General features: G+C 62.9%; 11 protein-coding genes and 1 riboswitch. Of the genes, 6 read left to right on the top strand and 5 right to left on the bottom strand.

Features of this window, described 5'->3' with window-relative positions; translation table 11 throughout:
- Positions 1–170 precede the first annotated feature (170 nt).
- The 5 genes from C4B30_RS35455 to C4B30_RS31645 form a co-directional block, all read right to left on the bottom strand.
- On the bottom strand, positions 171–500 hold the full coding sequence (locus tag C4B30_RS35455; protein ID WP_152777963.1) for a hypothetical protein: 330 nt from the start codon (positions 498–500) through the stop codon (positions 171–173).
- Between the two features lie 42 nt (positions 501–542).
- Positions 543–646, bottom strand: a riboswitch (SAM-I-IV-variant riboswitch).
- A gap of 152 nt (positions 647–798) precedes the next feature.
- Positions 799–2,151 (bottom strand): sensor histidine kinase, encoded by a 1,353-nt coding sequence (locus C4B30_RS31660; RefSeq protein ID WP_105133452.1) that lies wholly within the window; start codon positions 2,149–2,151, stop codon positions 799–801.
- A gap of 51 nt (positions 2,152–2,202) precedes the next feature.
- Entirely contained in the window at positions 2,203–2,877 is a 675-nt protein-coding gene (locus C4B30_RS31655; protein WP_105133451.1) for a response regulator transcription factor, read from the bottom strand.
- 8 nt (positions 2,878–2,885) lie between these two features.
- A complete protein-coding gene (locus C4B30_RS31650; RefSeq protein WP_105133450.1) occupies positions 2,886–3,701 on the bottom strand; it encodes a MipA/OmpV family protein in 816 nt (271 codons plus the stop codon).
- Between the two features lie 227 nt (positions 3,702–3,928).
- On the bottom strand, positions 3,929–4,741 hold the full coding sequence (locus tag C4B30_RS31645; protein WP_105133449.1) for a hypothetical protein: 813 nt from the start codon (positions 4,739–4,741) through the stop codon (positions 3,929–3,931).
- Positions 4,742–5,505: 764 nt separating this feature from the next.
- Between C4B30_RS31645 and C4B30_RS31640 the strand changes: the two genes are divergently transcribed.
- From C4B30_RS31640 to C4B30_RS31615, 6 genes are all read left to right on the top strand, one after another.
- On the top strand, positions 5,506–8,268 hold the full coding sequence (locus C4B30_RS31640; protein WP_105133448.1) for a type VI secretion system Vgr family protein: 2,763 nt from the start codon (positions 5,506–5,508) through the stop codon (positions 8,266–8,268).
- A 19-nt stretch (positions 8,269–8,287) separates the two neighbouring features.
- Entirely contained in the window at positions 8,288–10,600 is a 2,313-nt protein-coding gene (locus C4B30_RS31635) for a T6SS effector phospholipase Tle3 domain-containing protein (RefSeq protein ID WP_442778468.1), read from the top strand.
- A 134-nt stretch (positions 10,601–10,734) separates the two neighbouring features.
- A complete protein-coding gene (locus tag C4B30_RS31630; protein ID WP_105133446.1) occupies positions 10,735–12,078 on the top strand; it encodes a virulence factor in 1,344 nt (447 codons plus the stop codon).
- Positions 12,079–12,157: 79 nt separating this feature from the next.
- On the top strand, positions 12,158–12,415 hold the full coding sequence (locus C4B30_RS31625; protein ID WP_027813632.1) for a PAAR domain-containing protein: 258 nt from the start codon (positions 12,158–12,160) through the stop codon (positions 12,413–12,415).
- 18 nt (positions 12,416–12,433) lie between these two features.
- Positions 12,434–12,748, top strand: coding sequence for a TrfB-related DNA-binding protein (locus C4B30_RS31620; RefSeq protein WP_105133454.1), 315 nt, complete (start codon positions 12,434–12,436; stop codon positions 12,746–12,748).
- A 166-nt stretch (positions 12,749–12,914) separates the two neighbouring features.
- Positions 12,915–14,393: an aminotransferase class V-fold PLP-dependent enzyme gene (locus tag C4B30_RS31615; RefSeq protein WP_105133445.1), complete on the top strand. Its 1,479-nt coding sequence runs from the start codon at positions 12,915–12,917 to the stop codon at positions 14,391–14,393.
- Positions 14,394–14,440: the final 47 nt, after the last annotated feature.

The raw sequence follows: 14,440 nt of genomic DNA, 5'->3' as shown, positions 1-14,440 counted from the left end.
CAAGTGGACCGGCTCCCGGCACGATTGGAAGAGCGCGATGACGCAGTTCGCACTGCTTTACCCGGAACGATTCAACATTGGAGTCTGAATCTCAACCCGCCTCACACACGAAATTCCGGATACCTCCGGTGCCCCCTGCCGCCGATACAGCGACGATGCCCACACATCGCCTAACGCGCCGCCCCCGCCCGAACGAAATGATGCTCCACCCGCGCCCGAAGCACCCCCTCCAGCGCGGCAAGCCTTTCACGCAGCCGCACTGCTTGCCCTTCCGTCATTTCGCCGAGCACGATCTTTTGTTCGAGAACGTCGCCACAGCGAGTAATGGCCCACCGATCGACCGTAGCCGTTTCACCTTCGAGGACGGCCTCCGCGGTTGAAACGATGCCCGGAATCCGTCTCGAAACGAGATGAACCGTATGCGTCAACGTGAAACCGGGAAGGAAGTGCGACCAGTCTTCACAGACCGTCGGGCGGGAAGCGGAGGAAACTTGGCTCATGGTTGCTCCGGATGAATGGTTATCGAACCGGTGCCAGCCATGCTGCTCCCGCTTCGTTGCCGTCAATCGGCCGCATCGCCTCGAGGGCGTCCACCTTGCCCGGGAGGGCAGGTTGGCGTCGGATGACCCGACTCTGGATGCTTGAATTCTCGCGTTCGTCATTCCGAACGCAGTTCCATTATAGCGAAAATCTGACGTCGAACAAGGCCCTCAGGAAAAACCACGCTTCGACCGGACGTCTCTCCGATCCGGCCCCTGTACCGAGGGGAACCCGGTCACACACGACCTTCCGCGCCAACTAAAACCAGACACTGAACCGCGCGCCCGTTGCCAGCACATCGACCGTCAGCTTCCATTGATGAGCGTCGGCGATCTCCTTGCAGATCGCCAGCCCGAGACCGGCGCCGTCATACCGCGAATCCGGCGCCCGCCAGTATCGGTCGAAGAGCAGCGGAAGATGCTCCCGCCGAATGCCCGGCCCTTCATCGTCGACATGAATCGCCGTCTCGAGAACGGTCAGCACGACGACACCGCCCGACGGCGACGCGTTGATCGCATTCTCAAGAAAGTTCTTGAGCAGGATGAAAAGCGCCCCGCCATCCGCGCGTATCGGCGACGCGGAATCGCGCGCTTCGATATGGAGCTTCACCTGCTTCGCATCGGCCTTGCCGGCCAGCAAACTCACGGCGTCTCGCGCGACCTCGTCGCCGTTCACGTCGCCGAAGCTGAAGTTCTGCGCTTCGCTGACTTCGGCCAGATGCAGCAGTTGCTTCACTTGCCGGGCCATCAGGTCGATCTCGCGAAGCAACAGCGCTTTCTGACTGATGTCGGGTTGCAGTTCGATCTGCCCTCTGACCAGCGTGAGCGGTGTCTGCAACTCGTGCGCGGCGTCGGCCAGAAACTGCTGCTGAACGGCGAAGCCATTCTCGAGCCGGCTCAGTGCGTCGTTGAACGCATCGATCAGCGGCTTGATCTCGCTGGGAATCCCGGCCGAAGACAGCCGCGTTTTCAGATTGCGCGGCTCGATTTCCCGCGCGGCACGCGATACCTCCCGCAACGGCTTCAGCACGTGACCGATCGTCAACGGCAGCGTCAGTCCAAAAATGATGGTCGCGATGACCAGCACATAAGCGACGGTCTTCGGTATCGGGTCGACCCTCGTCATGACGAGTGCATCGACGAGTTGCCTGCTTTGCGCCACCTGCACGTAATGGACGACGCTACCGTTCGACGCGCGCTGCGTCGCGATCGCATACGCCTTGCCGTCGATCGTGACGGGCAATACCTTGCCGGCCGCCGTCGCGAGATCCTCCGTCAGCCACGGCCGATCCCCGTTCGACGGCGCCGACGCCAGCAACACCTTCCCCGTCGCATCGAGCACGCGGTACATCGCGTCGGTTGGCAAGAGCCGGAACATCGCCGCCGGACGCTCGCCCAATCGCACCGATACCGGCCGCCCGGTCGCGTCGAAGCGCATGCCGGCCTCGATATGACGGATGCTCTCCATCTGCTGGCGCCGCCCGAGGAGTTCCGGATATCGAGCGAGAAAATACATGGAAAGCGCGGACAGCAGCGCCAGGCTGACGGCGAACGCGACGACGTTGGTCACCCATAGACGCGTCGACAGGCGCAGGATCCAATGACGGAACATGGCGGTTTTCTTACGAGGGAGTGGCAACGGGCGACGCGCGGCGAAGCATCGTCACGCGCCCCGCAGCGCGAAGCCGGCGCCGCGGATATTGGTGAGCCGCATCGTGGCGCCGATCGCCGTCAGTTTCTTGCGCAAGCGGTGCACGGTCACCTCGAGCGCGTTCGGCGTGACCGCCTCCGCGAGCCCCCATGCGGCATGCTCGAGTATCGAATGCCGGACGGTCCGCCCCCCGGCTTCGATCAGGCAGAGCATGACCTGCAGTTCGGCCGGCGCCAGCAGTACCGTCCGATCGCCACAGCGCATCGCGCGCTGGGCCGGGTCCACGGTCACGTCCGCGAACGATGCGACGAGGGTCGTGAGCAGCGCCGGGCGCCGCATCAGCGTGCGCACGCGGGCGACGAGTTCGCTCATTTCGAACGGCTTGGTCACATAGTCGTCGGCGCCGCTTTCGAGCCCGTCGATGCGGTCATGCAACGCATCGCGTGCCGTCAGCATCAGGCAAGGCATCATGCGCCCCACCGCACGCAGCGTCCGCAAGAACGCCAGGCCGTCTCCGTCGGGCAATCCGCGGTCGACGATCAGCAGCGCATAGTCGGCCCGCTCGACACCGTAGGCGGCTTCCCGAGCATTACCGAACCGATCGGATTCGATCCCGGCTGCGGCCAGGGCCTGTGCCAACAGGCCGGCCAGGCGCTCGTGATCCTCGACAATCGCCACTCTTGGCATACTCGCACTCACTTGAACCGATACATGTAGCCGATTCTGGCCTCGGGAACGAACCGTCTGCCGACGAGCGGACTGTCGGTGATGCCGTCGCCGAGACGCGACACGCCCACGTCCACGAAAATCGTCTGCTGCTTCGTCAGCCGGTAGTCGACACGGGTGCCGGCCGATACGTTCACGGCGGAACCCGCACTGTATGCGGCACGCCAGGCACGCGCCTCGGATGGTCGCACGCCGTAATAGTAGTCGACGTATTTGTCGCTCAGCCATTCCACGCCGACATGCGGCGCGATCGAGAACGCGCCGAGGGCGAACGCCTTCTCGAAGCCGATCTTCGCGCGCTCGCCCTTGTTGCCGCCGAGCAGGAAACTGCCCGACAAGGTGCCGAAGCGCGTGCTCCATGACAGTGCAGGGCCGTACCATAACGCGCCCTTGCGATTTTCCATGCCGTTCAGGATCGGTGCGTCCGAGCCTTTGTATCCGTCGAACAGCGAGAACTGGCCACGAAGTGCGACACTGACGCCGCTCCAGCTGCCGATTTTCAGATCGACCGTGGTGCCGATGGCCTGCACCCATTTGTTGTCGAAGTAGACCAGCGGAAAAGGCAACACGCGGGTGCCGTCGCCCTTGTAGACCGATGGCTCGATGCCGACGCCGGCGCCGAGCCCCCAATGCGTGACGTTCGTCGCGTGGTCGAGGATGGTCAGCCCCGTATTGTCGGGGTCGGGTGGGTTCGTGCCCTCGTCCGCCCACGCGGAAATAGATGAAAGTGCAAATGAAGCGGCAAGCAACAATAACGGGCGTTCGCGGCGGGAGGCAATTTTCACAATCGTTTTCCTGGAGTCGGCGGTCAAAACGGGGGCTACTGTAGGACCAGTCGACTTACCGCTCACTTACCAGGAAAAATATCGTCCAAGGACAGGACCGACTTTGGTTATCGCATCGCCACCGATGTTGAACAGGCAGCCTCGGAAAGTGGTTCTGCGGCCGGATGGCTTCGCTGATCCAGCCCTTCCCCACCCGCGCGCCGGCATGGCCCGCCCGCCGAAACCCGCTACTTCGACAGCCGCAACTTCTTCGACACCACGACGCCGCTCGACGGACTCACCAGCCAGATGTCGCGGAGATCCATGTGCAACGTGGAGATCCGCGTCGAAATGTCCGTCGGCTCCTCGATACTCGGATCGGCATGTTCGGTTTGTTCGGTCAGGTAAGGCCGAACCAGGCGTCCGGAAAAAACCAGTGCGAAGTCGCCGTGCGTTTGCGCGTATTCGGCGGGCGAAAGCCGCAAGCGGCTCCGAACCGTGGTCTTTTTGCCTTGTCCGGCGTCGAGCTCGATGATGTCGACGTGCTGGACGTACCCTTTCGCCTTCGCTTCCGGTGCGATCACGAGCCCGCGCCCGCGCGGCCCCTTCGTCACCTTGCTGAGCAGGATGCCGTCCCGGCCGTCGCGCTCCGCATCGAACAGGTCGACATCAAGCGTCAGCAGCTGCCGCCGCGACCGGTATCTCAGCCCGTACCGCACCGGCACCACGAAGGTCACGTCACGATCCAGACCGACGGCCGCCAGGTCGGGGTTCGAGCCGTGCCGGCCGGCGGCACCGGCGACCGCGCCGCGAACCCGGTCGCGCAACGAAGGTGGGAGCGTGCTGGCGTGCACCTTCCGCAGCGCCTCCCGGATGGCAACCGGATCGTCGCCGACAATCGGTCGTGCCGGCGACATGTCGTGATCGACAGCCGACGCGACGTGCGTCGGGGCGTCGCCGGCCGCTCCCTCTGCATGTGCCGCGACGGGCGCCAGCATCGTCGTCACGGCGACGATGCACGCGAAGCGCGAACAACCCAATTTGAATTTCCGGTGAAACACGACGAACTCCCGATTGCGTCCAGATCGAACAACGACGAGCACTATAGGGTGGAATGATCGGCAACGCACCCGCCGTTCGAAATCCGTCGATGCCGGTACGCGTCGTCGTAGATTCCTTGTCGGCCCGGCGGCACGTCAACGGCCAAGGCAACACTACCGTGTTGCCTTGGCGACAACAACCGACGGAAAGCGAGCAGCGGCACCCATCGGCCATCCGCAAAGGCGTCCCGCGCCATCGCCCGACTCGCGGAATTCATCCGAATCCAGCCCGCCATTCACCTGGGCAACCGAACCATCCGGCCGCGAATTCGTACGTTGAAAGATGCCTTTTCCGGCATCCGATCGGCGGGCGTACACACCGCGCGCCGGTGCACAAGCCCCGTTCGCACCGATTTCAATGGCGTGACGTGTCGTTGCTCATTTCGATTCGGGACAATTCCGAATCTTCAACTTCCAATTCAATCATGTCCTGACAAAAAATCACCCATTTAGACGATATTGGAAAACGAGGTACGACAAATACCAATCCAGAACAATCGACTCGACATATTCCCATCCGAACAAAAAACACCACTCAAACCCACCAAACATTAACCATTGCTTCAAAAGAAATTATTTCCCATCTCAAAATAAAAAATATTAGTTAAAGATAAAAATAGCTTGATATTCTTCGCACCGAAATTCCAAGTGCCGTCGCATTACCACCCTGCGAGGCGGATGCGAACCCATCCGAATTAGAAACAAAAAATAACGAGATTGTCGTTATGTCGATAGCAGCAACTTTGAGAAACTTTGCGTCGGGTCTGGTCGACCTGAACAAGCGTCCAGTCTCCCTGCATTTCGGGCAGGCGCAACGTGCGGTCGGCCATCTGCTGGCGCTCCATCACGCCGACATCCGCGAGGGACTGATGTCCGGCATCGAAGGGCAACTGACCTGCGTGTCGACCTACGATCATCTGCCGCCTGCGCTGTTTCTCGGTTTGCCCGTATCGGTCCGGCTGACGACCGATCGCGGCAACATCCAGGCGATCAACGCGATTGTGCGCGACGTGCGAGCCGGTCAATCCGACGGCGAACTGACCGTCTATCAGCTGCACGTTTGCGACGCCCTTTCACTGATGGACCGTCGCACGAACGCCCGCCTGTTCCGCTCGCGCAGCGTGCCGGACATTCTCGCGACGCTGATGAACGAGTGGAAACAGCGTAGCCCCGCACTCGCGCGAGCGTTCGATTTCGACCTGTCGGCATTGCGGGCCGATCGGTATCCCGCACGCGAACTGACGCGGCAGGTCAACGAATCCGACGCACGCTTCATCCGGCGTCTGCTGCGCCGGGAAGGCATCACGGTCTTTGCAAAGGCCGCGCCGGTCGACGGAAGGCGCAGCGTGACCGATGAGCGGCCAATTCACACGCTCGTGTTCTGCGACGATCCGCATCGTCTGCCGGACGCACCGGCCGGCACCGTGCGCCTTCACCCGCGCGACGCCGGCGTCGAGCAACGTGACACCGTCACCCTCTTTGCGTACGACCAGAGCCTGTCGCCCGGCAAGGTCCGCCGCCCGTCGTGGGATTACAAGACCGCTCGTATGGACGACTTCGAGGCCGTCACCGGCCTCGACCAGGGCGAGTCGGGCAACGATCTTGCGCGCCTGCTGACCGACGTCGCGATCGACATCCCGCACGTCGGCGACTCGTGGAACGATCACGCGCGCATCGCGCACGACCGGATGCTGGCCCATCAGTTCGAAGCCGCGCGCTTCGAAGGCATCGGCACCGTGCGCGACATGCTGGTGGGGCACGGATTCACGCTGGCGGGCGACCCCGAGCTGGATATGAAGTCGATCGATCGTCGTCGGTTCGTCGCCACGTCGATTCGACACGCCATCTGGAACAACCTGCCGAAAGACCTGTCGGGCCGCACAAGCGGGCTGTTCGCGGCAAGCCGCAACCTGACGCCGACCGCCCCGCGGCCCGATGCATCGGGATCAACGGACACGCGCTACGAGAACAGTTTCACGTGCGTGCAACGCGGTGTGCCGCTGAAGCCCGCCTACGATCCGGCGATCGACGTGCCGCCGGTTCACCTGCTGACCGGCACGATCGTCGGCACGCAAGGTGAAGAGGTGTTTTGCGACAAGGCCGGCCGCGTGCGTGTGCAGATTCACGGGCTGGATCCGGCGGACCATGCGCACGCGCAAGGCGCCGGCACGAACGGTCTGGCCGGCGACAGCGCGCCGATTCGCGTCGCGGCGAGTCTCGCGGGCGAATGCTTCGGAGCGCTGTTCCTGCCGCGTGTCGGGATGGAGGTCCTGCTGGGGAGCCTGTCGGGCGATCCGGACCGTCTGGTGATCATCGGCGTGTTGAGCAACGGCGCGAATCCACCCGCGACTTTCAGCGATACCGGCGCGCTGCCGGGCAATCGCTACGTGTCCGGGATCAAGACGCGGGAGATCAAGGGCCGCCGGCACAACCAGCTTCGCCTGGACGATACGCCATCGCAAATCTCCGCGCAGTTGGCAAGCGAACATGCGCATACCCAATTGAATCTCGGCTACCTGACGCAGCCGCGCGTGGACGGACACGGGGACGATCGAGGCGAAGGCGCGGAGCTGCGCACCGACGCCGCCGCGGCGTTGCGCGCCGCCCAGGGCATGCTGCTGACGACCTATGCGCGGTCGCATGCAACCGGTGGTCAGCTCGATCGCGATGAGCTGATCCATTTGCTCGATCAATGCACAGCGCTGTTCAAGTCGCTCGGCGATCACGCCGGCCAGCACGGTGGGCAATCCGCCGACACGGCCGGCCAGGACAACATCGCCAACGCATTCCGTCACTGGAAACCCGGCCGGTCGGAATCCGGAGCCACCGACGACGCATCCGCGTTCATGGCGTTCGGTGCACAAGCGGGGTCGCTGAACGTCACGCCGAAAACGCACGTCATGTATGCGGGCGAGAACATCGATCAGATCGCGCAGCAACACATGCAAATCACGAGCGGCGAGCGAATCAATCTGCATGCCGGGCATGGCGTCGCAATGTTCGCGCACGGCGACGGTGTCTCGGCGATCGCGCATCGGGGGAAAGTGGCCCTTCAATCGCAGCACGACGACACGCAAATCGAGTCTGGCAAAAACATCCAGTTGACCGCGGCCGACGGCAAGCTTGCCGGCACGGCGAGCGACGAAGTCGTATTCGTCACATCCGGCGGCGCGTATCTCAAGCTGCGTGGCAGCGATATCGAACTGGGTTGCCCCGGCAAGTTCACCGTGAAATCCAATGGTCATGCGTGGGACGGCCCCGCCAGCATGAGCGTCGACCTGCCGACATTCGATCAAAGTCCGCTCGGCCGCATCCCGAAGCTGATCCGGCCGACGGACGGTAACGCGGCGCCGGGATTCGAAGGACAGATCCGAAAGGCATCGGGAACGCTGTCGAATATGACGACCGACACGGCCGGGGAACTGCCGGCGGTCTATACCGACCGGTTCGAGAGGCTGGCGGTGCAGTTCACCAAGAAGAATGTTTAACGCAAGCGCAGGAGTCCCGATGATTGATTCATCTCTCGGTCCTCGGCCGGAAGAGGACGCACGCACCGACGAGCACGCCGCGACGGGCGACGTGCCCGACGCGGCTGCGCCGCGCCCGGAGCCACCTCAGATCGTCGTCGGTCGGAGCGACGGGGTCTCGATGTGGACGAAAGACACCCGGCTGATCTGCATCAAGAAAATGCCGTTGCCTGGTGTCGTCATCTTCGTCCATGGTGTGAATTCCGAGGGCGAATGGTTCGAAGCCGCCGAGCAAGGGCTGTGCGATGGCCTGAATCGCCGGCTCGGGCGGCTGGACGATCAATTGATGTATCACGGCATCGACGCCGGGCAGCTGGTGCCGGCGAAGTACACGGAAAGCGTGACGCCAGATGGGTTTCTGAATCCGAAGTTTTGGTCCGGCAACTACATCAAATCTGACCCGTCGTTCTCGCCCGTCATTCATTTCCGATGGGGCTATCGGGCAACCGCCGCAGAACTGAAAGAGTACGGCGACAAGATTTTCCTGAACGAGAAGGACTATTGGGGCGGCGGTCCGTTCACGAACGGCTGCGCGAGCCTGCCCGATCTCTGGCACGGCGGCCTCGACGACCGCGCAGCCGGGTGGTTGACCGTCCAGGGGATCAACCCGACCAACCGGCCGCTGTATCGCGCGCCGCCCCGCGCATATGGCGTACTCGCGGCGTTGCGCCTTGCGAGGCTGATCGAGTCGATTCGCCGCATGCAGGCCGACGTGCCGATTACCGTCGTATGCCATAGCCAGGGCAACATCGTGGGCCTGACGGCGGCATTCTTCGGCGATGCACTGCCCGATGTCGAAGATCCGTGGGGACGTAGCGGGCATTGCGTGGCGGATGCCTACGTACTGGCGAATGCGCCGTACAGCCTTGCGCGCGCAGACGGCCCGAATCCATCCGATACGTTCATGGATACCTGGTCGCAACGCGCGACCAGGGACGGCAGCGGTCGTCGCGGACGGCAGACCTACGCCGCGCGCACGAAAACGTTCGGCAAGTTTCTGTCGATCACCGGCACGCGCAAAGCCTACGAAGTGCCCGCCGGCAAGATCGATGAAGACATGGCCAACGAGCGGGTATCGCCGACCAGCAAGCGGTCTTATACGGCACAAGAGGATCGGGCTCGCCACGGCCTGAACGGATCGACATATGGTCGCGTCACCGCGTATTGCTGTCCACACGACCAGGTGATTTCGGCGGTCACGGTTCAAGGCATCGGCTGGCGCGGCATCGACCAGAACGAGCTGAACGATATCAGCGTCCCCGGCGTGCTGACGCAGCGCGTCTTTGCCTCCGGCTTCCAGGTTGGCGTGCAGGAGCGCTATCAGTATTGGGAAGACGACTGGCGGCATCGGCAAAAGGGAAAGACGTCGGGATTCTGGTATCCGCCTTCGCCACCTGCCAAGTTCAATCTCATCGGTGCGCTCAAGGGAAACGAGTCCGTGTTCGGGGTGGCGGCCACGCTTGCATCCGCGCCGATCATGTTTTTCGTGACCCAGATCAGCTCGGCATTGAATATGTTCCGCGTGAACGCCCTTCCGCCGAAGGGCTGGACCGTGGTAGCGGACGCGCCGGCACTCGACGAACCGTTCCCGCCGCAAGCGTTGCGGTTCGGCAAACCCATCGAAACGAAGGACGGCAATGCAAAAAGCGACTTCAACGAAGGCAACGATCCGCCAGCCGCATGGCGTGACGCAAGCAAGAGCGAGGCAGACAAGCGCGCGGACGATCCTTACGATCAGTACGAGGCGAAGAACGCGGACAGCGTCGCGCAAGGTACGGCAGAGAGCGAAGCCGGACAGCGTTACGAGGACCGCGCGCTGATGCGGATGGAGGCACGGCGCACGCTGAATACGGAATGGCTCGATGGCGACGGCCACGTGATCGGCGAGGACGGCAAGAGCGAAATGCCGGAGGGCTACAAGGAATGGCGCGACAAGCAGATTGTCGATTGGCTCGATCGTGGCTCGACCAACAGCCCGACAAATCACTCCACGACGATGACCAATCCGGATCATGCCAAAAAGGCACTTGCGTACGATGTGGCGATCGGGGTTTGCTATCTGACGCCCAAGCAATTGAATGCGTTGCGGATTGAAGCCGATTGGCGGATGGAAGACGGTATTCCCGACGACAACCCGAACAAGAAATACACAGAGTACTTTGTGCGCGGAAAACTTGACGAACTTCCGATGCATGAATGGGTACATGCGGAGAGCAGCGAAGGCAAGATGCCGGATGCCATCACGAATGAACGAGAAGGTCAGTTCTATCTGAAGGTCGGGGGCACGATATGAAGGCACTAATCGCGACATGGCCGCGACGTGCCGCTGTTGCGCTCGCAGCATGGATGATCACGGCCGTACTCATGGCGTCGTTAATGGCGCACGTAGAACAGCCAGACCCGACACAACTGGAAATAGGAGATTGGATGAAACGATTTTTAGTCGTGCCCAGCCTGGCTGCGCTCATGGTGCTTCTGTTCACCACGGCCACGGTACGGCCGGCGCACGCGGCACCTTCGACGGAACCTGTAACGCATGCGGAACCCTCTGCGGAAGAAGCAGCGAAGCCATTCGTCGCGCAGGTCGTAGGTTTGATCTGGTTGAATCCGTTGCAACGCATGGACTACCCGACCGAATGGCAACTGCTGTGGACGCAAGGACTCGCGTCTCCGAACAAGAACGACGACATGGTGCGGACCGATCCGAAGTCCTTTACGACGCTCCAGTCGGTAGCGGGTATCGCATACGGCAACGAAGGCGCAGAAACATTCAGGGGGTTCTATCGCAAGTACATGACCAAATTTCCGCTACTGCTTCACTCACGCTACGCGAGCAACGCGAAATACTTCTACACGGTCAAACCTGACGATAAAAGGGACTGGCGTGAGTTGGCTGGCATCCGTGTCGAGCTTGCGATTCCGGAACGACTCGACGCGGCCGAATCGCAAAGCTACTTGCAGGACTCGATTCGAAGGACGTTTTCGATCGGGAATCGGTATTTTCCAACGATGTGGAGCCGCAACACGCTCCCCGACGTACAAGTCACACAGGGCGGCCCCAACACCGGATTCACATCCCTGAACAACGCACTGGACTACTTGCAGGCGAACCCCGACAAGAGCGTCTGGGTAGTGAACTGGGACGCACCCAACTTCCCGCCCACGGATGCACAGATCAATGAGAACCTTGTCGCGCTGTTCCTCGCCGGTCCGACGTTCAACACCGAGCGCGAACCGCTCGCCTGGATCGGCAAAGCCGCAACCGGCAACACGCATGATTTTCCGAAGAAGGTCGGCACGACCCGCGCCGTGCAGGCGTGGAAAGCGACCATCGATCAAGCGGCACGCAACGCCGGCATCTCAGTCCCTGACCTCAACTACATCGTCCACGACGCAGGTAAGGGCAGCGACGCATCGTCGGCACGTCTTGCCGTGCTCGCGCAGACCTTGACCGAAACCCTTTCCGAATACGACTACCGCAAGCAGACATTCAACACGGCCGCGCTACTCGGCGACATGGGAACAGGCAGCGCATTGACCGACGTCGCGCTCGCCATCGGCCGGATCAATCACTTCGGTGGCAACGCACTCGTCGCCGGTACGACCGATCCGGAGCACCCGGTCGCGGTCGTCGTCCTGCCACCGTCGAAGCTCACGCCGATCGATCCCGACAAGGACTGGTTCCGCGCACGCGGCGGAAACAACGCCTACCTGCCGTGGTGGGGGCGCCGACACGACACAAACTACGGCATGCAAGGCTATTCATGGTGATGCACACCGGTGCGGCAGATTGCTTCATCCGACCGTGATCGCCGCGTCAGACCTCAAACCATTTGGAGGACGGAATCCCATGCGGGGAATTATCCGGGTAGAAGATACGCACACCCACGGCGGCCGGGTCGAATCCGGCGCCCGAAAAAGCACGGTGATGGGACGCGCGGTCGCTCGTATCGGCGACGCGTGCTCGTGTCCGATTCATGGCGCCTGCACGATTGCCGAAGGCGACCCGGCCTTCGACATCGAAGGCGGGGCCGCCGCATTCGACGGCCACAAGACTTCGTGCGGCGCGGAATTGATCTCGTCGCTTCAACATTCGGGGCGAATCTGAATGCCGACGACCCGACGCATGACCGCCGAACAGTTCCTGCTGTTGCGGATGCAGGATACGCGGATCAAGCCGCTGAACCAGTGGGCCTTGCACGAGATTTTCGTGAAGGGCAGATCACAGCGGGCGCTGGCCACCGAACTCGGCATGACGCACTCCGCGATGTCGCAACTTGTGCGAAAAGCCTGGCGACGCTATCTCGATCTGCCATGTAACGCCGCCCGCCTCACAACGCTCACGGTCACGATTCCGTCGAAGTACGAGCAGGCGCTGCTGGCATGGGTGCGGGATGCGCACCGGCTATCGACCCAACCCGGCCCCGACGCGGCGACGTAATCGCGACGATTCCGGCCAGCGAAGCCACGGAGAAACGAATTCCCCTATTTCCAACATAGAGAAAACATAATTCCACTTTGAGCCGCATCGTCAGCCAACTTTGGATCCTTTTTCCCTTCCGCCCCCCGTATCATTTCCGTCACCATGCAATGAGCAAGAGACGGACATGACCGAACCCACCCCGCTGCACTACCTCGACTACGCAGCCACGACCCCCGCCGATCCCCGCGTGATCGAGGCGATGACGGCCTGCCTCGGCTTCGACGGCATCTTCGGCAACCCCGCATCCAGTTCGCACGCCGCCGGTCGGCTCGCGAAAGACAAGGTCGAACACGCTCGGGCGCAGGTCGCCGCGCTCATCGGCGCCCACGCCGACGAGATCGTCTGGACGTCGGGCGCCACCGAATCGAACAACCTCGCTCTGAAGGGCTATGCGGAAAACGCGACCGGCAAGCGCCATCTGATCACGAGCCGCCTCGAACACAAGGCCGTTCTCGACACGATGGCGAACCTGTCGAGGCACGGCATGCAGGTCACCTTCCTGAAGCCCGACGCCGACGGCGAAATCACCGCCGACGCGGTAGCGGCCGCGATCGGCCCCGACACCGGCCTCGTGTCGCTGATGCTCGTGAACAACGAGATCGGCACGCTGACCGACATCGGTGCGATCGCCCGCATCGTGCACGCCGCCGGCGCGCTGCTCCACGTCGACGCCGCGCAGGCGCTCGGCAAGACGCCGATCGACGTGCGCGCGCTCGGCATCGACATGATGTCGATGTCCGCCCACAAGGTGTACGGCCCCAAGGGCATCGGCGCGCTGTTCGTCCGCCGCGAGATCGCGAGCCGGATCGCGCCACAGATTCACGGCGGCGGCCACGAGCGCGGGCTGCGTTCGGGCACGCTCGCGACGCATCAGATCGTCGGCATGGGCCTCGCGTGCGAACTCGCCGCCGAAAAACTCGACGGCGAAGCCGCGCGGATCGCCGCGCTCGGCGCGCGGCTCACCGAGGCGCTGTTCGCGCTCGGCGACGTCACGCAGAACGCGGCCGCCGCCCGCCGCATCCCGCACACGCTGAGCCTGACGGTCAATGCGCCGGGCTTCTTCCCGTTCATGCTCGGCGAAGCGCTCGCCGTGTCGTCCACTTCAGCCTGCAATTCGACCAGCGGCGCGCCGTCCCACGTGCTGACCGCGATCGGCCTCGACGCGGAAACGGCCGGGCGTACCGTGCGCATCAGTTTCGGGCGTTTCACGACGGAGCAGGACGTCGACTTCGCGATCGGCTGTTTCGCGCGGGCGATCGAGCAATGCCGGGCGGCCGCGGCGACCGGCTTCACCGCATCGCGGCAGATCACGCCGGCCGACCTGAAGGCGATCCGCAATGCGGGCTTTCGTGCGGTGATCTGCAACCGGCCGGATGGCGAAGGCGCGGATCAGCCGCCGTTCGAGGAGATCGCCGCTGCCGCGCGCGAACTGGGGATGGACGCGCGCTACCTGCCGGTCGAGCGCGACCGCATCGGCGACGCGGAAGTCGACGCGTTCGGCGCACTGGTCGACACGCTGCCGAAGCCGGTGCTCGCGTATTGCCGCAGCGGCAGCCGCTCCGGCATGCTGTGGAATCGACTGTCCGCTCGACGGGCGGCCTGAGCCGCTCCCCACCATTACGCCTGACCATCCGCGGTCGCGCATGAAGC

This window comes from Burkholderia sp. BE12, assembly GCF_002959955.1.
Classification (GTDB): domain Bacteria; phylum Pseudomonadota; class Gammaproteobacteria; order Burkholderiales; family Burkholderiaceae; genus Burkholderia.
Note: the sequence above shows the minus strand (reverse complement) of the source record. Positions and strands in the feature narration are given on the sequence as shown.

Coding starts and splice junctions, on each gene's coding strand:
- C4B30_RS35455 (WP_152777963.1), bottom strand. CDS start 500: ATGAGCCAAGTTTCCTCCGCTTCCCGCCCGACGGTCTGTGAAGACTGG.
- C4B30_RS31660 (WP_105133452.1), bottom strand. CDS start 2,151: ATGTTCCGTCATTGGATCCTGCGCCTGTCGACGCGTCTATGGGTGACC.
- C4B30_RS31655 (WP_105133451.1), bottom strand. CDS start 2,877: ATGCCAAGAGTGGCGATTGTCGAGGATCACGAGCGCCTGGCCGGCCTG.
- C4B30_RS31640 (WP_105133448.1), top strand. CDS start 5,506: ATGTCGATAGCAGCAACTTTGAGAAACTTTGCGTCGGGTCTGGTCGAC.
- C4B30_RS31635 (WP_442778468.1), top strand. CDS start 8,288: ATGATTGATTCATCTCTCGGTCCTCGGCCGGAAGAGGACGCACGCACC.
- C4B30_RS31630 (WP_105133446.1), top strand. CDS start 10,735: ATGAAACGATTTTTAGTCGTGCCCAGCCTGGCTGCGCTCATGGTGCTT.
- C4B30_RS31625 (WP_027813632.1), top strand. CDS start 12,158: ATGCGGGGAATTATCCGGGTAGAAGATACGCACACCCACGGCGGCCGG.
- C4B30_RS31620 (WP_105133454.1), top strand. CDS start 12,434: ATGACCGCCGAACAGTTCCTGCTGTTGCGGATGCAGGATACGCGGATC.
- C4B30_RS31615 (WP_105133445.1), top strand. CDS start 12,915: ATGACCGAACCCACCCCGCTGCACTACCTCGACTACGCAGCCACGACC.